The sequence below is a fragment of the Mycobacterium sp. G7A2 genome, from assembly GCF_041902445.1.
Taxonomy (GTDB): Bacteria; Actinomycetota; Actinomycetes; order Mycobacteriales; family Mycobacteriaceae; genus Mycobacterium.
In genome coordinates, this window is the sequence record NZ_CP169251.1 from 3,424,083 (window position 1) to 3,443,925 (window position 19,843).

The following is a 19,843-nucleotide window of genomic DNA, read 5'->3' on the forward strand; positions in this document are numbered from 1 at the left end:
TGCATGGCACAACCCGCTACGGGACAAGCGCGACAAGCGCATGCCCCGCATCGCCGGCCCGTGCGGCGTGGTGATCTTCGGCGTGACCGGTGACCTGGCACGCAAGAAGTTGATGCCGGCAATCTATGACCTCGCCAACCGGGGCTTGCTGCCGCCGTCGTTCGCCCTGGTGGGTTTCGCACGCCGAGACTGGGCCGACGAGGACTTCGGCCAGGTGGTCTACGAGGCCGTCCAGCAGCACGCGCGCACCCCGTTTCGTCAAGAGGTGTGGGACCGGCTGGCCGAAGGTTTCCGCTTCGTGCAGGGCACGTTCGACGACGACGCGGCCTTCGAGCGGCTCGCCGAAACGCTGAACAAGCTCGACGCCGAACGCGGCACCGGCGGGAATCACGCTTTCTACCTGTCCATCCCGCCCAAGGCGTTCCCCGTCGTGTGTGAACAGCTGCAGAAGTCGGGCTTGGCCCGCCCGCAGGACGACCGGTGGAGCCGGGTCGTGATCGAGAAGCCGTTCGGGCACGATCTGGCCAGCGCCCGCGAGCTCAACGCGGTGGTCAACAGCGTCTTTCCCGAGGAGTCGGTGTTCCGTATCGACCACTATCTCGGCAAGGAGACGGTGCAGAACATCCTGGCGCTGCGGTTCGCCAACGAGCTCTACGAGCCGATCTGGAACGCCCACTACGTCGACCATGTCCAGATCACGATGGCCGAGGACATCGGCCTGGGCGGCCGGGCCGGCTACTACGACGGGATCGGCGCTGCGCGCGACGTCATCCAGAACCACCTCATCCAGCTGCTGGCGCTGACGGCGATGGAGGAACCCGTCAGCTTCGGTCCGCACGAGCTGCAGGCCGAGAAGATCAAGGTGCTCTCGGCGACCCGGCCACTTCAGCCGTTGAATCTGACCTCGGCGCGCGGCCAGTATTCGGCGGGCTGGCAGGGCAACGAGAAGGTGCCGGGCCTGCTCGACGAGGGCGGCTTCTCCCCCGAGTCCACGACCGAGACGTTCGCCGCGATCACCCTCGAGGTGGACACCCGGCGCTGGGCGGGGGTGCCCTTCTTCCTGCGCACCGGAAAACGACTGCCGCGTCGTGTCACCGAGGTGGCGTTGGTGTTCAAGCGCGCCCCGCATCTGCCGTTCGACTCCACGATGACCGAGGAGCTCGGCAAGAACGCACTGGTGCTGCGGATCCAGCCGGACGAAGGCATCACGATGCGGTTCGGCTCCAAGGTGCCCGGCAGCGCGATGGAGGTCCGAGATGTGAACATGGACTTCTCCTACGGCTCGGCGTTCGCCGAGGACTCCCCGGAAGCCTATGAGCGGTTGATCCTCGATGTCCTGCTCGGCGAGCCGTCGTTGTTCCCAGTCAACGCCGAGGTCGAATTGTCGTGGAAGATCCTCGATCCGGTGTTGGACGCGTGGGCCGGGCAAGGGCGTCCGGAGCCCTACGAGTCGGGTACGTGGGGCCCGCCGTCGGCATTCGAGATGGTGCATCGGCTGGACCGGGAATGGAGGCGGCCGTGACGAGCGCTTGCGCGAGGAACCGGGGGCCCCGATGATCGTCGAACTTCCCGACACCACCACTGCCGAGATCAACAAGAAGATCACCGGGCTTCGTGAAGAGGGCGGCGCGCTGACGCTGGGCCGGGTGCTGACCCTCGTCATCGCCCCCGACAGCGAGGAGACGCTGCAGAGCGCAATCGACGCCGCCACGTTCGCCAGTCGTGAGCACCCCTGCCGGGTGATCGCAGCACTGGCCGGTGACGGCGACGCCGCTGACTCGCGGCTCGACGCCGAGCTGCGAGTCGGCCGTGACGCCGGAGCGGGTGAGGTCGTGGTGCTGCGTCTGCACGGCGAACTGTCCGCGCATCCCTCGGCAGTCGTTCTGCCGTTCCTGCTGCCCGACACCCCGGTGGTGGCGTGGTGGCCTGACACCGCGCCGCAGGTGCCGGCCGAGGATCCGTTGGGCAGGTTGGCGATCCGGCGGATCACCAACGCGACCGACGCCCCCGATCCGCTGGCCGCGATCAAGAGTCGCCTGCCCGGCTATCACCCCGGCGACACCGACCTGGCGTGGAGTCGCATCACCTACTGGCGCGCGCTGCTGGCCTCGGCCATCGACGAGCCGCCGCATGAGCCGATCCGTTCAGCAGTGGTGTCGGGACTGAAGTCCGAGCCCGCGCTGGACATGCTGGCCGGCTGGCTGGCCAGCCGCATCGACGGCACGGTGACCCGGTCGGTCGGCACGCTCAAAGTGGAGCTGCACCGGGATCACGACACCGTGACGCTCAGCCGACCGCAGGAGGGTGTTACGGCGACGCTGAGCCGCACGTCGCGGCCCGTGGCGCTGGTTCCACTGGCAAGAAGAGATGTCCCTGAATGCCTCGCCGAGGAGATGCGTCGGCTCGATGCCGACGAGATCTATCGCGAGGCGCTGACCGGAATCGACAAGGTGTCCTATCAATGAAACCGACCATCGAAACCTACTCCGACAGCACGGCGCTGGTCGCTGCCGCAGGCGGCCGGCTGGTGTCGGCCATCGCCTCGACGATCGAGGAGCACGGTTCAGCCTCGATCGTGCTGACCGGCGGCGGCACCGGGATAGGGCTGCTCGAACGGGTGCGCGAACGCGCCGGCGAGATCGACTGGGCGAAGGTGCACATCTATTGGGGTGACGAACGTTTCGTACCCTCCGACGACGACGAGCGCAACGACAAGCAGGCCCGCGAGGCGCTGCTCGACCACATCGACATCCCACCGGTCAACGTGCATTCGATGGCTGCCTCCGACGGCGAGTTCGGCGACGACCTCGACGCGGCCGCCGGTGGGTACGAGCAGCTGCTCGCCGAGACGTTCGTCGACCCCGCCACCGAATTCGACATTCATCTGCTCGGCATGGGCGGTGAGGGCCACGTCAACTCGTTGTTCCCCGACTCTGCGGCGGTGCGCGAGACCGAGCGGATGGTGGTCGGCGTCACCGACTCCCCCAAGCCACCGCCGCGCCGGATCACGTTGACCCTGCCCGCGGTTCGGCGCTCCCGGCAGGTGTGGCTGGTGGTCTCCGGCGAGGGGAAGTCCGACGCAGTGGCCGCTGCCGTCAACGGCGCCGAACCGACGGAGGTGCCGGCCGCCGGGGCGGTCGGCACCGAGGCGACGGTCTGGCTGCTCGACGAAGCCGCCGCCGCCAAGCTCTGACTCTCCAAGGCGCTCTCCCCGTTGAGACTGCGCTGGCGGCGGACGTCACTCGAACTTCGTCGCCGTGGCTGCAGTCTCAACGGTGTGCGGAGCTCCGGTCAGCGGACTTCTGCCTGATCATCCGGTCAGCGGACTCCTGCCTGATCATCCGCTCAGCGGACTCCTGCCTGATTATCCGCTCAGCGGACTCCTGCCTGATTATCCGCTCAGCGGATGTCGACGTAGTAGACCTGGCCGGTGACGACGTCCTGGCGGTTGTCGTCGTTGTAGCCGGTGTTGGGCACGGTGCCGCGCAGGGCCGGTCCGGGCTGGACGGCGACGACGGTCGCCTGCGACAGCGGGGTGTCGGACAGGCGGTTGACGATGACGCGGTTGCCGTCGGCTTCGAGCTGGCTGATGGTCTGCTGGGCATCGGAGCCACTCGGGGCGGCGGCGGCGGGGGCGGCCAGTCCCAGGACGGCGGCGGTCAATCCGGCAGCGGCGGCGGTGGCGACAGTGATGCTCTTCATCTCGGTTCCTCTTTCTGATCTTGAGTTCTGCCCGGTGTAACCCGCAGGTCAGGCCGTTGATTTCCACTGGCAGAAATTGACCGGCCGCTGGCAGGAATGCACTTCACAACGGCCGGCCACATCCGTTCACACTGCGGTGGCCGCGCTTCCCTCTCGCACTTTCCCGCGGTGGCTGCAGTCTCGACGCCGGGGCACTGCCGGTTCGGCGTGCCGAGTCGTCATACTTGCGTCATGGCAGACAGAGGTGACCGACCGGTCCGGACCGGCCCGGAACGGATCCGCAAACTCGCGCAGGCGGCGCTGAACGCCGACGTCACCGTCGAGCAGGTCGACACCATCCTGGAGGGTCTCAGCGAGACGCTCGAGGACCTCAACCATTCGACCGGCAATCTGGACGCCACTCTGGAGCGGTTCAACGAGACCATCAACCAGATCAACGAGTTGGCTCCTCGCCTGCACGACGTCGTCGACCGGATGGAAGGGGTCGTCGCTCGCGTCGAACGCATCGTCGAGATGGGCGAATCGGTCATCTCCCCGCTCGCGGCCACCGAGCAGGTCGTGCGTGGCGCCATCGACCGGGTGCGACGCACCGCGGGACTGCAGTAAGACCGCTCAGCCGCTGTTGCGCAGCGCCGTCGCCAGCCCGCTCATGGTCAGCAGGATTCCTCGCTGGACCAACTCGTCCTCGTCGCCGGAGCGGTAGCGGCGCAGCAACTCCACCTGCAGGTGGTTCAGCGGCTCGAGGTAGGGGAACCGGTTGAACACCGAGCGGGCCAGCGCCGGGTTGTCGGCCAGCAGATCGTCCTGCCCGGTGATCAGCGCGTGCATCCGGATCGTCCGCGCGTGCTCGTCGGCGATCTTGTCGAACACCCGCCGCCGAAGGTCTTCGTCGTCGACCAACTCCGAATATCTGGCCGCCAGGCCGAGATCAGACTTGGCCAGCACCTGGGCCATGTTGGACAGCACGGTGGTGAAGAACGGCCAGCGCTGATAGAGGTCCTGCAGCACGGCCAGCCGCGCATCCGGGTCCTCGCCGTCGGCGATCCACTGTTCGAAGGCGCTTCCGGTGCCGTACCAGCCCGGCAGCATCACCCTCGACTGGCTCCAGGCCAGCACCCACGGGATCGCGCGGAGGTCCGAGATCTGGGTGGTCGGTTTCCGTGACGTGGGCCGGCTGCCGATGTTCAGCGCGCCGATCTCACTGACCGGTGTCGAGGCTTTGAAGTAGTCGACGAATCCCGGTGTCTCATGCACCAATTCGGCGTAGGCGCGCTGTGCCCTGGCAGCGAGGTCGTCGAGCACCGCGTAGGCCTCTTCCGACGATTGCCCCAGGCCCTCGGTGTCCAGCAGGGTGGCCTCCAGTGTGGCGGCCAGCAGGGTTTCCAGGTTACGGCGGGCGATCTGCGGTTCGGCGTACTTGGCGGCGATCACCTCGCCCTGCTCGGTCAGCCGCAGCGAGCCCCGCACCGCACCGGGCGGCTGCGCCAGGATGGCGTCGTAACTGGGCCCCCCGCCGCGGCCCACCGTCCCGCCGCGACCGTGGAACAACCGCAGCCGGATACCGGTCTTACGGGCCGACTCCACGAGATCGAGTTCCGCGCGGTAGAGCGCCCAGTTGGCCGCCAGGTAGCCACCGTCCTTGTTGGAGTCGGAGTAGCCCAGCATCACCTCCTGGCTGTCACCCCGCGCGGTGACCAGAGCGCGGTACAACGGTAGGTCCAGCGCCGCCTCCAGAATCGACGACCCGCGCTGCAGATCGTCGATGGTCTCGAACAGCGGCACGATCCCGACCGCGGCGTGAGGCTGATCACCCGAGGCGTCCAGCAGCCCGGCCTCCTTGAGCAGGATGGCTGGTTCGAGCATGTCCGACACCGACTGGCACATCGAGATGATGTAGTTCGGCACCGCCTGCGGCCCGAACACGTGCACGGCGCGTGCCGCGGCCCTGACGATGCCCAGCTCCTTGCGCGCCAGCTCGGACAGGTCGGCCTCCGGGCGCACCAACGGTCGCCGGGTGCCCAGTTCGGCGGCGAGCAGCTCGACGCGCTCCGGTTCGCTCAGCGACGCGTAGTCGTCGTGCACCCCCGCCCAGGCGAACAACTCGGCGATGACCTCCTCGTGCACGTCGGAGTTCTGCCGCATGTCCAGCCCGGAGAGGTGAAACCCGAATACCCGCACCGATTCCCGCAGCCGGCACAACCGATCGTCGGCGAGCACCGCGCTGCCGTTGGCGCGCAGCGAGTCGTCGACCACATCGAGGTCGGCCAGCAACTCGGCCGGCGTCTGGTAGGGCGACATACCCAGGTCGAGCTCGTGCTCGGGTTGTTCGTCGAGGATCTGCTGGGCCGTCGCCGTGAGCCGCGCATGGATGACCCGAAGGGCCCGACGGTAGGGCTCGTCCTCGCGGGCCGGCTCATGGCAGGCGTCGGCGAGGGCGGCCAGCCCGTCGCTGATGTGCACCAGACGCACCGACATCGACAACTCCTGCTGGAGCGCAGTGAGCTCACCGAAGTAATACGCGAATGCGGTGAATGCGGCGCGGCCGGTGGCCAGCCGCACCACCTCGGCGGTCACGTTCGGGTTGCCGTCCCGGTCGCCGCCGATCCACGATCCGGGGCGCAGGATCGGCTCGGCCAGCAGATCGGTGTCGGGCCAGCGGGCCTGCAGCGCCGCGCGCACCTGCGCATTGACCTGTGGAATGACCTCGAAGAACGCTGCTGCGTAATACCGCAGGCCGGTTTCGATCTCGTCCTGGATCTTGAGCCGGGACAGCCGGATCAGCGCGGTCTGCCACAGCGTGAGGATGTGGCGGCGCAACTCGGTCTCGATGTCGCGGCCTTCCTCTGTCCTGGCCAGGCCGTGCAGCCGCATCCGCATCAACTCGGTGATGCGGTGCTGGGTGTCGAACACGGTGCGTCGTCGCGTCTCGGTGGGATGCGCGGTGATGACGGGCGACACCAGCGCGCCGACCAGCGCATCGGCCACGATGTCGGGATCCAGGTTCGCCGTGTCGAGTTTGAGATAGGTGGCGGCCAGGCTGCTGTCCTGGGGCGGTTCACCGGCGGCCTCGTGGACTGCCCGGCGACGCTCGCGATGGATGTCCTCGGCCACGTTGGCCAGCAGTGCGAAGTGGGTGAAGGCGCGGATGACGGGGATGGCCTGGTGAACATCGATGCCGTCGAATAGCGAGACGATGTCGGCGCGGTCGATCTCGGAGCGACGCACCCGAAACGACTCCACCCGGGCGCGTTCTACCAGGTCGAAGACGGTGTCACCGTTCTGGTCGCGAACGGTCTCTCCCAGGATCGCGCCGAGCAGGCGGATGTCCTCACGCATCGGCTCCGTCGCTTCCCGTCCCACCTGGGTGCGGAGGACAGAACCGATCGGTGCCAGTGCGATATCGGGAGACTCAGCCATCCCCCAAGTATCGAGGGCGAGCCCATCGACTGCATGACGAGCCCCCTGCGGGGACCCCGCCCCGATGCACAATGCCCGGTCACGACGGTGACCAGCCCCCGACGCACAATGCCCGGTCACGACGGTGACGTCGGACCGGGCATGCGGTGTCGCAGGGTCAGCTGTACTTGATCTGTAGCGCCATCCCGATGATGGCGACCACCCAGATGCCGGTGACGAACAGCGTCAACCGGTCCAGGTTCTTCTCGACCACCGTGGAGCCGGACAGGCTGGACTGCACACCGCCACCGAACAGGCTGGACAGACCGCCACCCTTGGCGCGATGCAGCAGGACCAGGAGCACAACCAGCACGCTGGTCACGACCAGGATGATCTGCAGGGCCAATTCCATGGCGGCCAGACTACAGGGTGGGCAGTCCGCCCTCCCAAATCGACCCTGAGAAATCGGCCCTGAGAACCGGCCTCAAGGAAGCGGCCCGCCCGCGGCGATCGCCGACAGCGTGGCGAACTGCTCGCCGTCCAGCGAGGCACCGCCCACCAGCGCGCCGTCCACGTCCGCCTGGCCGACGATCTCACCGACGTTCTTGGCGTTGACCGAGCCGCCGTAGAGCACCCGCACGCCGGCAGCCAACTCCGGCGATGCCAGGTTGCCCAACTCCTGCCGGATGGCCTGGCAGACTTCCTGGGCGTCGGCCGCGCTGGCCACCCGGCCGGTGCCGATCGCCCAGACCGGCTCGTAGGCGATCACGGCCTGCCCGATCTGCTCGGCGCTCAACCCGGCCAGCGAGCCCCGCAATTGTTCGACGTTGTAGTCGACGTGGTTGCCGGCCTCACGGATCTCGAGATGCTCACCGATGCAGATGATCGGCACCAGCCCGTGCCTGAACGCGGCGAGCGCCTTCGCGGCGACCAGCGCGTCGTCCTCGTGGTGGTGGGTGCGCCGCTCGGAGTGGCCGACCACGACGAACGAACAGCCCAGTTTCGCCAGGAAAGCCCCGCTGACTTCGCCGGTGTAGGCGCCCGAGTCGTGCTGGGAGAGGTCCTGGGCACCGTAGGTCAGCCGCAACTTGTCCCCGTCGACCAGCGTCTGCACGCTGCGCAGGTCGGTGAACGGCGGGATGACGGTGACGTCGACCTTGTCGAAGTACTTGTCGGGCAACGAGAACGCGATCTTCTGCACCAACGCGATGCCTTCGAAGTGGTTCAGGTTCATCTTCCAGTTGCCGGCGATCAGCGGCTTTCGCGACACGGTGCCCCCTTCAGGACTCGAGTACGGAGATGCCGGGCAAGGTCTTGCCCTCGAGGTACTCCAGCGACGCCCCGCCGCCGGTGGAGATGTGGGAGAAGCCGTCCTCGGGCAACCCCAGCTGCCGTACCGCCGCGGCGGAGTCCCCGCCGCCGACGACGCTGAAGCCGCCCTTGCCGGTCGCGGCGATGATGGCTTCGGCGACGCCCTTGGTGCCCGCCGAGAACGCCGGGAACTCGAACACGCCCATCGGACCGTTCCAGAACACCGTCTTGGCGTTGGACAGCAGCGCGGCGAAGCGCTTCACCGACTCGGGGCCGATGTCGAGGCCCATCTTGTCGTCCGGGATCGCATCGCAGGACACCGTCTCCGGTGGCGAGTCGGCGGCGAACTTCTCGGCGACGACGATGTCCACCGGCAGATGCAACACGTCGGCGTAGGTGTCCAACAACTTGCGGCAGGTGTCGACCATGCCCTCTTCGAGCAACGATGAACCGACCGAAAGACCCTGCGCCGCAAGGAAGGTGAAGCACATACCGCCGCCGATGATGAGGCTGTCGGCCTTGGTGGCCAGGTTCTCGATCACGGCGAGCTTGTCGGAGACCTTGGACCCGCCGAGTACCACGGCGTACGGCCGCTGCGTCGACTCGGTCAGCTGCTCGAGCACCCTGACCTCGGTCGCGACCAGCGTGCCGGCATAGTGCGGCAGCAGCTTGGCGACGTCGAACACCGAAGCCTGCTTGCGGTGCACGACGCCGAAGCCGTCACTGACGAAAGCACCGTCGTCGCCGACGAGCTCGACGAGCGCCTTGGCCAGCGATTCCCGCTCGGCGTCGTCCTTGCTGGTTTCGCGCGGATCGAAGCGGATGTTCTCCAGCAGCAGGATGTCGCCGTCCGTCAGTCCCTCGGCGCGGGCCAGCGCGTCACTGCCGACCACGTCACCGGCGAGCTGAACGTGGCGGCCCAACCGCTCCCCGAGGTCCCTGGCCACCGGAGCCAGCGAGTACTTCGGATCAGGCTCGCCCTTCGGCCGGCCCAGGTGCGCGGTGACGACGAGCTTGGCGCCGGCGTCACTCAACGCCTTCAGGGTCGGCAGCGAGGCGATGATCCGGCCCGGATCGGTGATCTGACCGTCGTCGTTCAGCGGGACGTTGAAGTCGGAGCGCACCAGTATGCCGCGCCCCGAAACACCCTCTGCCAGAAGATCGGAGAGCGTCTTGACAGCCATCGGGCTACAGCGACTTGCCGACGAGGCCGACCAGGTCGACGAGGCGGTTGGAGTAGCCCCACTCGTTGTCGTACCAGGACACCACCTTGGCCTGGTTGTCGATCACCTTGGTCAGCCCGGCGTCGAAGATCGAGCTGTGCGGATCGGTGACGATGTCGCTGGAGACGATCGGCGCGTCGTAGTACTTCAGGATGCCCTTGAGCGGACCGTCGGCCGCCGCCTTCATCGCGGCGTTGATCTCATCGGCGGTGGCCGACTTGGCCAGCTCCGCGGTCAGGTCGGTGCAGGATCCGGTGGGGATCGGCACGCGCAGCGCATAACCGTCGAGCTTGCCCTTCAGGTCGGGCAGCACCAGGCCGATGGCTTTGGCGGCACCGGTGGAGGTGGGCACGATGTTCAGCGCGGCGGCGCGGGCGCGTCGCAGGTCCTTGTGCGGGCCGTCCTGCAGGTTCTGGTCCTGGGTGTAGGCGTGCACCGTGGTCATCAGCCCTTTGACGATGCCGAACTCGTCGTGCAACACCTTGGCCAGCGGGCCCAGGCAGTTGGTGGTGCAGGAAGCGTTGGAGATGATGTTCTGGCTGCCGTCGTACTTGTCGTCGTTGACGCCGAGCACGATCGTGATGTCCTCGTCGGTGGCAGGTGCGGAGATGATGACCTTCTTGGCCCCGGCGTCGAGGTGTCCCTTGGCCTTGTCGGCCTTGGTGAAGATGCCGGTCGATTCGACGACGACGTCCACGCCGAGATCACCCCACGGCAGGGCAGCCGGGCCCTCCTTGACCTCCAGTGCCTTGATCTTGGTGCTGCCGACGACGATGGTGTCCTCGCCTTCGAGGCTGACCTCGTAGGGCAGCCGGCCCAGGATGGAGTCGAACTTCAGCAGGTGCGCCAGTGAGGCGTTGTCGGTGAGGTCGTTGACCGCGACGATCTCGATGTCGGCGTTCTTGCCCTCGGCCTTCTGGGCATCCAGTGCGCGGAAGAAGTTGCGTCCGATACGGCCGAAGCCGTTCACGCCTACCCGGATCGTCACGTGTGTCTCCTCAATGTCGCTCGAACTGCGCTGTCGTTCTCCTGAACTGCTCGGCAGCCAGCCTAGTAGGTGTCGGTGTCGCCCCGCGCGGCCTGGCCCTGACCACTGCTAGCTCACCGCCAAACTCTGGTCGACGTAGGGGTTGCCGAGCCATTTGCGCCGCAACCGCTGCAGTGTGCCGTCTTCTTCCAACTCGGCCTGGGCCACCTGCAGGCGCGCCAGCAGGGCTTGGTCAGCAGGGTTGACCGCGACCGCGATCTGTTCGGTGGAGATACCGCCGGACTGGACGATTTCGACATCGGGCACCTGGCTGACCAGCCGGGACAACACCGGAGCAAGTTCGAGCACTGCGTCGCAGCCACCGGCGGTGAGATCGGCGACGGCGGTGCCGGCGGCTCCGTAGTCATAGATCCGCACGCGCGCCACGCGGCCCTCGGCGACGAGATGCCCGGCGATCGCTTCGCTGGTGTCGCCACGTTGCACGCCGACGGTCAATCCGCTCAGATCGTCGATCGAGCGGACCTGCGGCAGCCGCACGGTGTCGACGGCCAGGCCCTGGCCGGAGATCACGTAGGGCGGGAGGAACGCGACCGTGTGTTCCCGTTCGGGGGTGGTGGTCACTGCTGCGGCCACACAGTCGTACTCGCCGGCGGCCAGTCGCTCGAGGACGGCGCCGAAGTCCGCGCTCGCCTCGTCGGCGATGAACTCCACCGATTCGCCCACGGCCGACCCCAGCGCGGTCATCAGGTCGATGTCCAGTCCACCGCCGGGCATCCCGTTGAACGGCGGCTCGGGAGAGCCGACCCCGACGAGCAATGCAGCCACGGAACCACCGTATCGCCCGATACTCAGCAGATGACCGATTGGGCGATACCGGCGACCAACGATTTCGTCAACCGGCTCTGCGCGACATGAGGGTCGAGGACCACCGGTTCCAGGCCATCGACAAGAAGGTGCTCGGGCACCTCGTCGATCTCTAGGCGTCCTCGAGCAGGTCGGGCGTGACCGCGGATTCCGTGTCGGGGATGCCGTCCTGTTTGGCCTTGCGGTCGGCCATCGAGAGCAAGCGCCGGATACGCCCTGCCACGGCGTCTTTCGTCATCGGCGGATCGGCGAGGCGACCCAGCTCCTCCAGCGAAGCTTGGCGGTGCGCGACGCGCAGGCTGCCGGCGGCGGCCAGGTGATCGGGCACGGTATCGCCGAGGATCTCCAGCGCGCGTTCGACGCGGGCGGCGGCGGCGACCGCCGCCCGCGCGGACCGGCGCAGGTTCGCGTCGTCGAAGTTGGCCAGCCGGTTGGCGGTGGCGCGGACCTCGCGGCGCATGCGCCGCTCCTCCCAGGTCAGTCGGGTGTCCTGGGCACCCATCCGGGTGAGCAGTGCGCCGATGGCCTCGCCGTCGCGCACCACCACCCGGTCACTGCCGCGCACCTCGCGGGCTTTGGCGCTGACACCGAGCCGCCGCGCAGCACCGACCAGGGCCAACGCCGCCTCGGGCCCGGGGCAGCTGACCTCCAGCGCCGAGGACCGACCCGGCTCGGTGAGCGAGCCGTGCGCCAAAAACGCTCCCCGCCAAGCGGCTTCGGCATCGGCGACGCTGCCGCCGACGACCTGGGCGGGCAGTCCGCGCACGGGGCGGCCGCGCAGATCGAGCAGCCCGGTCTGACGCGCCAGCGCCTCACCGTCCTTGACCACGCGCACCAGGTAGCGGGTGCTCTTGCGGATTCCGGTCGCCGACATGAGCTGCACCACCGCGTTGTACCCGTACAGGTCGTAGATGTCCTTGCGCAGCCGGCGCGCGATGATGCCCAGGTCGACTTCGGCTTCGACGACGACCCGGCCGGAGACGATGTGCAATCCGCCGGCGAACCGCAGCAGTGACGCCACCTCGGCGCGGCGGGCGCTCACCGAATTGACCACCAGCCGGCTCAGTTCGTCTTTGACCTCGGCTGTCATCGCCACGGGTCGTCACCTCTCGGTCCGTTCACTGTCGGTGTGGGCACAGTAGGCGGCGCCGCCCTGGGCACCATGCCCCGCCTTCGGACCCCCTCCAACGCCGCGGCCAGTTTCGCCGGGTCATGTAAAGGTGTACCAGGTCTGCAAACGTCAGCAAACTCTACGCGGGCGTCGAGAATCAGCGCCGTGCGGCGCAACTGATCGCGCTCGCGCTCGCTGGGCACGCTGGTGCTGTCGACGATGATGTCGTGCATGGTGAATTCCGGCGCGTGCTGCGACAGCACGTGGATGTGGCGTTCCACCGAGAAGCCGGCCGTCTCCCCCGGTTCGGCCACCAGGTTGAGCACCAGCGCGCGCCGGGCGGTCGTCGAGCGCAGCGCCGCCGCGAGCTCCGGCACCAGCACGTGGGGGATGACACTGGTGAACCACGAGCCCGGACCGAGCACGACGAGATCGGCGTTCATGATGGCGTCGATGGCCTGACGCGTGGCCGGCGGGTCGCTGGGCAGCAGCCGCACCCGCCGCACCTTGCCCACGGTGGTGGCGATGGCCACCTGCCCGCGGATGGCGCGGCTGACCCTCGGATCGGCCTCCAAGCCGACCACGTCGGCTTCGATACTCAATCCGGTGGGACACATCGGCAGCACCCGGCCCTTCACGCCGAGGATGCGGCCCAGCTCATCGAGGGCGGCCACCGGGTCGGCGAGGACCTCGCTCAACCCGGCCAGCATGAGATTGCCGATGGGGTGCCCGGCGAGCGCACCGCTACCGCCGAACCGGTGCTGGATGATCGTCGCCCACAACCGGCCATGCGGGCTGTCGGAGGCCAACGCCGCCAGCGCCATTCGCAGATCACCGGGGGGAACGACGTCGAGCTCGCTGCGCAGCCGGCCCGAGGACCCGCCGTCATCGGCCACGGTGACGATCGCGGTGACATGCGGGGTGATCCGCCGGGCCGCGGACAGCGTCGCGTACAACCCGTGCCCGCCCCCGAGCGCGACGATGCGAGGACTCACCCGTCCACCTCCCGCGCCGAGAAGCTCACCTGCTGTGCCTCACGGACCGAGCAGCTCATTCGCGCCCCAGATCGCGGTGCAGCACCCGCACCGTCAGCGCGTCGCCGCCTGACAACCGGGCAGCCAGGGCCTCGGCCATCGCCACACTGCGGTGCTTGCCGCCGGTACAGCCGATGGCCACGGTCATGTAGCGCTTCCCCTCCCTGCGGTACCCGTCGATGACGACGCCCAACAGCTGATGGTAGGAGTCGAGGAACTCGACGGCGCCCGGTTGGCCGAGGACGTAGTCGCGGACGTCGGGATGCTGGCCGCTGTGGGGGCGCAGCTGGTCCACCCAGTGGGGATTGGGCAGGAACCGCACATCCATCACGGTGTCGGCGTCCATCGGCAGGCCGTACTTGTAACCGAAGGACTCCACGGTGACGTTGGTGTGGGCGACGGTCTCGCCCCCGAAGGCGCGCTCGATGCTCTCGCGCAGCGCGGGAACCGGAAGCGACGACGTGTCGATGACCAGATCGGCCGCCGCGCGCACCGGCGCGAGCATGGCCCGCTCCGCGGCGATGCCCTCGGCCAGCGTCTGGTTGCCCTGCAGCGGATGGCTGCGCCGGTTCTGCTCGTAGCGCCGGACGAGGATGTCGTCGGAGGCCTCCAGGAACAGGACGCGGGGGGCGATGTTGCGGGTCGCGAGCTCGTTGCGCACCGAGTCGAGGTCCCCGGTGAAGCCCCGGGACCGCACGTCCATCACCACCGCGAGCTGGGTGATGCGGGACCCGGCGGCCAGCCCGAGGTCGACCATCCGGGCGATGAGCTCGGGCGGCAGGTTGTCGGCGACATACCAGCCGAGGTCCTCGAGCACCTTGGCCGCGGTTCCCCGGCCGGCTCCGGACAGGCCGGTGACGAGGACCACGTCGATGTCGCTTCCGACCTCGTCGCCGAGGTCACTCCCGTCAGCGGCGGTGCCGGTGTCTGCGCGCAGTTCCTCGTGCATACCTTGCTCTGTCATCCCGGTGCTGTGCTCCGATCATCGCCGATCACGGGTGCGGACGCCTGCGAAACGGCCGGTGAATCAGGCGCCGCGGCCGCCGGCGCCTCGACGGGTGGCCCAGTCGGCGGCGCGGCGCCGAGCGCCTCCAGCACGGCGTGGGCTGTCGCAGCGCCGATGCCGGGCACCGAGGTGATCTCCTCGACGCTGGCCTGCTTGAGCCGGGCCAGCGACCCGAAGTGGGTGACCAGGGCTTTGCGCCGGTGCTCACCCAGCCCCCGCACCGAGTCCAGCGCCGATGCCGTCATTCGTTTGGAGCGCTTGCTGCGGTGGTAGCTGATCGCGAACCGATGCGCCTCGTCACGCACCCGCTGCAGCAGGTACAGACCGTCGCTGTTGCGCGGCAGGATCACCGGCTCGGCGGGCGCGCCGTCGCGTCCAGGCACCCACACTTCTTCGAGCCGCTTGGCCAGGCCGACCACCGCGACGTCGGTCACGCCCAGTTCGTCGAGCACCGACGCCGCCGCGTTGACCTGCGGTGCGCCCCCGTCGACGACGAAAAGGTTGGGGGGGTAAGCGAAGCGGGCCGGACGAGCGCGGGGACCGTCATCCACCCGAGCGCTCACCCGAGAACCATCGTCCGCCCGAGCGCCATCGTCCGCGCCCGACTCTGCGACGTCCTCGGAGTCACGCAGGTGACGGTGGAAGCGCCGCCGTGTCACCTCCGCGATCGATGCGACGTCGTCGGAGCGGCCGTGCCCCGCCGCCTCTCTGATCGCGTAATGCCGATAGTCGGATTTCTTGGGCAGGCCGTCTTCGAAGACGACCAGCGAGGCGACGACGTCGGTGCCCTGGACATGGCTGATGTCGACGCACTCGATGCGCAGCGGCGCGTCCTCGAGCTCGAGAGCCTCCTGGATGCTCTGCAGCGCAGCACTTCTCGCGGTGAAGTCACCGGCCCGCTTGAGCTTGTGCTGGGTCAGGGCGTCCTGGGCGTTGCGGTGCACCGTTTCGGCCAGCGCCCGTTTGTCGCCGCGCTGCGCCACCCGCAGCGTCACCCGCGAGCCCCGCAGCTGGGACAACCACGTCTCGAGTTCGTCGGAGGTCTCCGGCAGCACCGGCACGAGCACCTGACGCGGCACCGGGTTGGCGACCTCGTCTCGCCCGCCGTCGGCGGCAGTGCCCAGTGCCGCCTGGTCTCCGTAGAACTGGGTGAGAAACTGCTCGACCAGATACTCCAGCGTGGATTCGCCGGGCTCACCGGACTTTTCGACGACCCAGCCGCGTTGGCCGCGCACCCGCCCGCCGCGGACATGGAAGACCTGCACCGCGGCCTCCAGCTCGTCGTCGGCGAAGGCGACGACATCGGCGTCGGTGCCGTCGCCGAAGACCACGGCCTGTTTCTCCAGCGCGCGGCGCATCGCCGAGATGTCGTCGCGCAGCCGCGCAGCGCGCTCGAAATCGAGGTTGACCGACGCGTCGTTCATCTGCTGCTCCATCTCGCGGACCAGCTTGTCGGTCTTGCCGGCCAGGAAGTCGCAGAAATCGCCGACGATGCGCCGGTGCTCCTCGGCGCTGACCCGGCCGATGCACGGTGCGGAACACTTGTCGATGTATCCGAGCAGGCAGGGGCGGTCAATCTGGCTGTGACGCTTGAACACTCCGTTGGAACAGGTCCGCGCGGGGAACACGCGGGTCAGCAGGTCCAGTGTTTCGCGGATGGCCCAGGCATGGGAGTAGGGGCCGAAGTAGCGCACCCCTTTGCGCCGCGGTCCCCGGTAGACCATCAGACGCGGGTACTCCTCGTTGAGGGTGACCGCGAGCACGGGGTAGGACTTGTCGTCGCGGTAGCGGATGTTGAACCGCGGATCGAATTCCTTGATCCAGTTGTATTCGAGTTGGAGGGCTTCGACCTCGGTGTTGACGACCGTCCACTCCACCCCGGCCGCGGTCATCACCATCTGGCGGGTGCGCGGAGCGAGTCCGGACAGGTCGGCGAAGTAGGAGTTCAGCCGACTGCGAAGGCTCTTGGCCTTGCCGACGTAGATGACCCGGCCGTGGGCGTCCTTGAAGCGGTACACCCCGGGTTCGACGGGAATCGACCCGGGGGCAGGTCGGTACGTCGATGGATCGGGCACAGCTCCCAGGCTACTGCCCCACCCCGACGGCTCGCCTCAGTGCGGGTCGCTACGGGACGCCAGATCGGGCCGATACCGCTGCTCGAGTTCGCGGACCCGGTCCATGGCCTGCACGGCCCGCCCCTTGTCCACGGTCTGGATCGCCATCACCGGGACGTACTCGTCGTCGGGCAGGTCCAGCCGCGCCCAGCGCGCACCGGCAGGAAAGGACACCCCGCACACGTCGTCCCACGCAAACAGCCGGTAGCCGAACAGGTTTCGCACTGCGACGCCGGCGGCACCGATACGCAGCCGCGGCCGGGCGAACAGGCACAGAAAGCCCGCGATCACGACGCCCACGGTGGCGATCGCCACCTGGTCGTAGGTGCGGAAGATCACCCCGGTCGAGCCCACCTTGAGCAGGGCCCCGACCGCGATGTGGGCGACCAGAACGACGGCCGCCGCGCTGTAGGCGAAGATGGGGGCCAGGTGCGGTTTGACCTCGAGGTCCCAGTCCGCCCCGGTCATGTCCCCGACCGCAGCCGGCGCAAGGTCAGCGCGGTCGACAGCGCTGCCGCAGCCGCCTGCGCGCCCTTGTCCTCGGCCGAGGACGGCAGCCCCGCCCTGTCGAGCGCCTGGTGCTCGGTGTTCGTGGTGAGCACACCGTTGGCCACCGGCGTCGACGAATCCAGCGACACCCGCGTCAACCCCTGGGTGACCGCGTCACAGACGTAGTCGAAATGCGGCGTCTCCCCACGGATCACCACACCGAGCGCGACGACGGCGTCGTGGGTCGCGGCCAGCGCCTGCGCGACCACAGGGATCTCGATGGCGCCGAGCACCCTCACGACGGTCGGATCGGCGATCCCCGCCTCAGCAGCGACCCTTCGCGCTCCTTCGAGCAGCGCGTCGCAGATGGTCTCGTGCCAGGTGCTGGCGACGATCGCCAACGTGACGTCGCCGGCCTGCAGCACGGGCAGATCGGGGACACCGGCGGCTGGACTCATACGGCTCCGCCGAACTCGCCGGGTACCGCCTCGTCGTAGTCCTCCAGGCCGACGAGGTCGTGGCCCATGCGGTCGCGTTTCGTCATCAGGTAGCGGATGTTCTCGGCATTGGCACGCACCGGCAGCGGGACGCGTTCGATGATGTGCAGGCCGTATCCGTCGAGGCCGACGCGTTTGGCCGGGTTGTTGGTCAGCAGACGCATCGAACGCACCCCGAGGTCGACCAGGATTTGCGCCCCGGTGCCGTAGTCGCGGGCATCGGCGGGCAGTCCCAGCTTCAGGTTCGCGTCGACGGTGTCGTCGCCGGCGTCCTGCAACTGATAGGCCTGCAGTTTGTGCATCAGCCCGATGCCGCGGCCCTCGTGGCCTCGCATGTAGAGCACCACTCCGCGGCCTTCGCGCGCCACCATCGCCAGCGCGGCGTCCAGCTGCGGGCCGCAGTCGCAGCGGCGGGAGCCGAACACGTCGCCGGTCAGGCACTCCGAGTGCACCCGCACCAGCACGTCGTGGCCGTCGCCGTGAGGGCCCGCCCCCGGCCCGGCGATATCGCCCTTGACCAGGGCGACATGCTCGACGTCTTCGTAGATGCTCGTGTAGCCGACGGCCCGGAATTCGCCGTGTCGCGTGGGGATGCGGGCCTCGGCCACCCGTTCGATGTGCTTTTCGTGCTTGCGGCGCCACTCGATGAGGTCGGCGATCGAGATCAGCGCCAGATCATGCTCGTCGGCGAAGATGCGCAGCTCGTCGGTCTGCGCCATCGCGCCCTCGTCCTTCTGGCTGACGATTTCGCAGATCGCGCCGGCCGGCTGCAGACCGGCCATGCGCGCCAGGTCGACGGCGGCCTCGGTGTGGCCCGGGCGCCGCAGCACCCCGCCGTCCTTGGCCCGCAGCGGAACCACGTGGCCGGGTTTGGTGAAGTCGTCGGCGACCGCACCCGGATCGGCGAGCAGTCGCATCGTCGTGGCGCGGTCCGACGCCGAGATCCCGGTTCCGACACCCAGTTTCGCGTCCACCGTGACGGTGTAGGCGGTGCCGTGCTTGTCCTGGTTGACCGCGTACATCGGCAGCAGGCCGAGACGATCGCAGATCTCGCCGTCCAGCGGCACGCACAGGTAACCGGAGGTGTAGCGCACCATGAACGCAACCAGTTCCGGGGTCGCCTTCTCTGCGGCGAAGATCAGATCGCCTTCGTTCTCACGATCTTCGTCGTCGATGACGACCACGGCCTTGCCCGCTGCGATGTCGGCCACCGCGCGTTCGACCGAATCCAGCCTCGTCATCTGCACCACCTTGCCGGTCCCGGGGTCTGGAACCACCCTGTCAACACCCTTCAGTATGAACCACGCCTCGAGACCGGTTATTGCCTGCCGTCCGGCGCAGCGCAGAAGGGTGTCATCGCCGACCGCCGGACACCGACGTGAGGGTGACCCCCGTCACCCGCGACTTTGCCGGCATCACCGGCATCTGCGACTTCGTCGGCTCGGCCGACACCGGGCGAAGTCCCTCGGCGCCCGCTCAGGTCGCCGAGCCGGCGCCCGGCTCGGCGCGGCCGGCGCCCAGCAACCGTTCGACGTACTTGGCGATGACGTCGACCTCCAGGTTCACCGGCGCCCCGACCTCGGCGCGGCCCAGCGTCGTCAGGTCCAGCGTGGTGGGGATCAGCGAAATCTCAAACCAGTCCGGGCCCAGGCCCGACACCGTCAGGGAGACGCCGTCGACCGTGATCGAGCCCTTCTCGACCACGTACCGCGACAACGCCGCCGGCAGGGAGACGCGCACCACGGTCCAGTGCTCCGACGGGGTGCGGGACACGATGGCGCCGGTTCCGTCGACGTGACCTTGCACGATGTGACCGCCCAGCCTGCTGCTGATCGCCGCGGCGCGCTCCAGGTTGACCCGTGCGCCCGACACCGCCCCCCGCAAACTCGATCGCTGCAGGGTCTCGGCCATCACATCGGCGGAGAACGAGCCGTCGGCGAGTACGTCCACCACGGTCAGGCACACCCCGTTGACCGCGATCGAATCGCCGTGTCCGGCATCCGATGTGACGACCGGACCGCGGATGACCAGCCGGGCGGAGTCGCCGAGATCCTCCCTGCTGACGACCTCACCAAGTTCTTCGACGATTCCGGTGAACACGTTGCCAG

Annotated in this window: 19 protein-coding genes; 4 read left to right on the forward strand and 15 right to left on the reverse strand. The window is 68.4% G+C overall.

All coding sequences use genetic code 11. The annotated features are described in order from the left end of the window. Nucleotides 1-40 precede the first annotated feature (40 nt). From zwf to pgl, 3 genes are read left to right on the forward strand one after another with little or no spacing between them, the layout of a single operon-like run. On the forward strand, nucleotides 41-1,522 hold the full coding sequence (zwf, locus tag ACEWX3_RS16275) for a glucose-6-phosphate dehydrogenase (RefSeq protein ID WP_374159876.1): 1,482 nt from the start codon (nucleotides 41-43) through the stop codon (nucleotides 1,520-1,522). A gap of 31 nt (nucleotides 1,523-1,553) precedes the next feature. Beyond that, nucleotides 1,554-2,465, forward strand: coding sequence for a glucose-6-phosphate dehydrogenase assembly protein OpcA (gene opcA, locus ACEWX3_RS16280; protein ID WP_221356987.1), 912 nt, complete (start codon nucleotides 1,554-1,556; stop codon nucleotides 2,463-2,465). Then, a complete protein-coding gene (gene pgl / locus ACEWX3_RS16285; protein WP_374157083.1) occupies nucleotides 2,462-3,193 on the forward strand; it encodes a 6-phosphogluconolactonase in 732 nt (243 codons plus the stop codon). The genes opcA and pgl overlap by 4 nt, the downstream gene beginning before the upstream one ends. A 206-nt stretch (nucleotides 3,194-3,399) precedes the next feature. On the opposite strand, the gene ACEWX3_RS16290 is transcribed toward pgl, so the two are convergent. Next, complete coding sequence (locus ACEWX3_RS16290; protein ID WP_207066579.1) at nucleotides 3,400-3,702, reverse strand: hypothetical protein; 303 nt, start codon at nucleotides 3,700-3,702, stop codon at nucleotides 3,400-3,402. Between the two features lie 231 nt (nucleotides 3,703-3,933). Between ACEWX3_RS16290 and ACEWX3_RS16295 the strand changes: the two genes are divergently transcribed. Then, nucleotides 3,934-4,308: an ATPase gene (locus tag ACEWX3_RS16295; RefSeq protein WP_207066580.1), complete on the forward strand. Its 375-nt coding sequence runs from the start codon at nucleotides 3,934-3,936 to the stop codon at nucleotides 4,306-4,308. Nucleotides 4,309-4,314: 6 nt separating this feature from the next. Here ACEWX3_RS16295 and ppc read toward each other — a convergent pair whose 3' ends face one another. The 14 genes from ppc to ACEWX3_RS16365 form a co-directional block, all read right to left on the reverse strand. Beyond that, nucleotides 4,315-7,119, reverse strand: a complete 2,805-nt coding sequence (gene ppc / locus ACEWX3_RS16300) for a phosphoenolpyruvate carboxylase (protein WP_207066581.1) — start codon at nucleotides 7,117-7,119, stop codon at nucleotides 4,315-4,317. A 157-nt stretch (nucleotides 7,120-7,276) separates the two neighbouring features. Next, entirely contained in the window at nucleotides 7,277-7,510 is a 234-nt protein-coding gene (gene secG, locus ACEWX3_RS16305; RefSeq protein WP_048417856.1) for a preprotein translocase subunit SecG, read from the reverse strand. Between the two features lie 72 nt (nucleotides 7,511-7,582). Beyond that, nucleotides 7,583-8,368, reverse strand: coding sequence for a triose-phosphate isomerase (gene tpiA, locus ACEWX3_RS16310; protein ID WP_374157084.1), 786 nt, complete (start codon nucleotides 8,366-8,368; stop codon nucleotides 7,583-7,585). A 10-nt stretch (nucleotides 8,369-8,378) separates the two neighbouring features. Continuing rightward, nucleotides 8,379-9,593, reverse strand: coding sequence for a phosphoglycerate kinase (gene pgk / locus ACEWX3_RS16315; protein ID WP_207066583.1), 1,215 nt, complete (start codon nucleotides 9,591-9,593; stop codon nucleotides 8,379-8,381). Between the two features lie 4 nt (nucleotides 9,594-9,597). Next, nucleotides 9,598-10,620 carry a type I glyceraldehyde-3-phosphate dehydrogenase gene (gene gap / locus ACEWX3_RS16320; protein ID WP_207066584.1) on the reverse strand — a complete coding sequence of 341 codons (1,023 nt, stop codon included), beginning with the start codon at nucleotides 10,618-10,620 and terminating at the stop codon, nucleotides 9,598-9,600. A gap of 108 nt (nucleotides 10,621-10,728) precedes the next feature. After that, a complete protein-coding gene (locus tag ACEWX3_RS16325; RefSeq protein ID WP_221356991.1) occupies nucleotides 10,729-11,445 on the reverse strand; it encodes an ABC transporter substrate-binding protein in 717 nt (238 codons plus the stop codon). Between the two features lie 151 nt (nucleotides 11,446-11,596). Next, on the reverse strand, nucleotides 11,597-12,574 hold the full coding sequence (gene whiA / locus ACEWX3_RS16330; protein ID WP_374159877.1) for a DNA-binding protein WhiA: 978 nt from the start codon (nucleotides 12,572-12,574) through the stop codon (nucleotides 11,597-11,599). Beyond that, nucleotides 12,571-13,590 (reverse strand): uridine diphosphate-N-acetylglucosamine-binding protein YvcK, encoded by a 1,020-nt coding sequence (yvcK, locus tag ACEWX3_RS16335; protein WP_207066586.1) that lies wholly within the window; start codon nucleotides 13,588-13,590, stop codon nucleotides 12,571-12,573. Before yvcK ends, whiA begins: the two co-directional genes overlap by 4 nt. A gap of 55 nt (nucleotides 13,591-13,645) precedes the next feature. Beyond that, nucleotides 13,646-14,593, reverse strand: coding sequence for an RNase adapter RapZ (gene rapZ / locus ACEWX3_RS16340; RefSeq protein WP_221356992.1), 948 nt, complete (start codon nucleotides 14,591-14,593; stop codon nucleotides 13,646-13,648). Next, nucleotides 14,590-16,710, reverse strand: coding sequence for an excinuclease ABC subunit UvrC (uvrC, locus tag ACEWX3_RS16345; protein WP_207066587.1), 2,121 nt, complete (start codon nucleotides 16,708-16,710; stop codon nucleotides 14,590-14,592). The genes rapZ and uvrC overlap by 4 nt, the downstream gene beginning before the upstream one ends. A 36-nt stretch (nucleotides 16,711-16,746) precedes the next feature. After that, the gene (locus tag ACEWX3_RS16350) at nucleotides 16,747-17,217 is read right to left on the reverse strand and encodes a PH domain-containing protein (protein ID WP_374157085.1); all 471 of its coding nucleotides are present in this window, start codon (nucleotides 17,215-17,217) and stop codon (nucleotides 16,747-16,749) included. Next, on the reverse strand, nucleotides 17,214-17,696 hold the full coding sequence (ribH, locus tag ACEWX3_RS16355) for a 6,7-dimethyl-8-ribityllumazine synthase (RefSeq protein WP_374157086.1): 483 nt from the start codon (nucleotides 17,694-17,696) through the stop codon (nucleotides 17,214-17,216). The genes ACEWX3_RS16350 and ribH overlap by 4 nt, the downstream gene beginning before the upstream one ends. Next, entirely contained in the window at nucleotides 17,693-18,976 is a 1,284-nt protein-coding gene (locus ACEWX3_RS16360) for a bifunctional 3,4-dihydroxy-2-butanone-4-phosphate synthase/GTP cyclohydrolase II (protein WP_152517030.1), read from the reverse strand. Before ACEWX3_RS16360 ends, ribH begins: the two co-directional genes overlap by 4 nt. Before the next feature lie 235 nt (nucleotides 18,977-19,211). Then, a complete protein-coding gene (locus ACEWX3_RS16365; RefSeq protein WP_374157087.1) occupies nucleotides 19,212-19,835 on the reverse strand; it encodes a riboflavin synthase in 624 nt (207 codons plus the stop codon). Nucleotides 19,836-19,843: the final 8 nt, after the last annotated feature.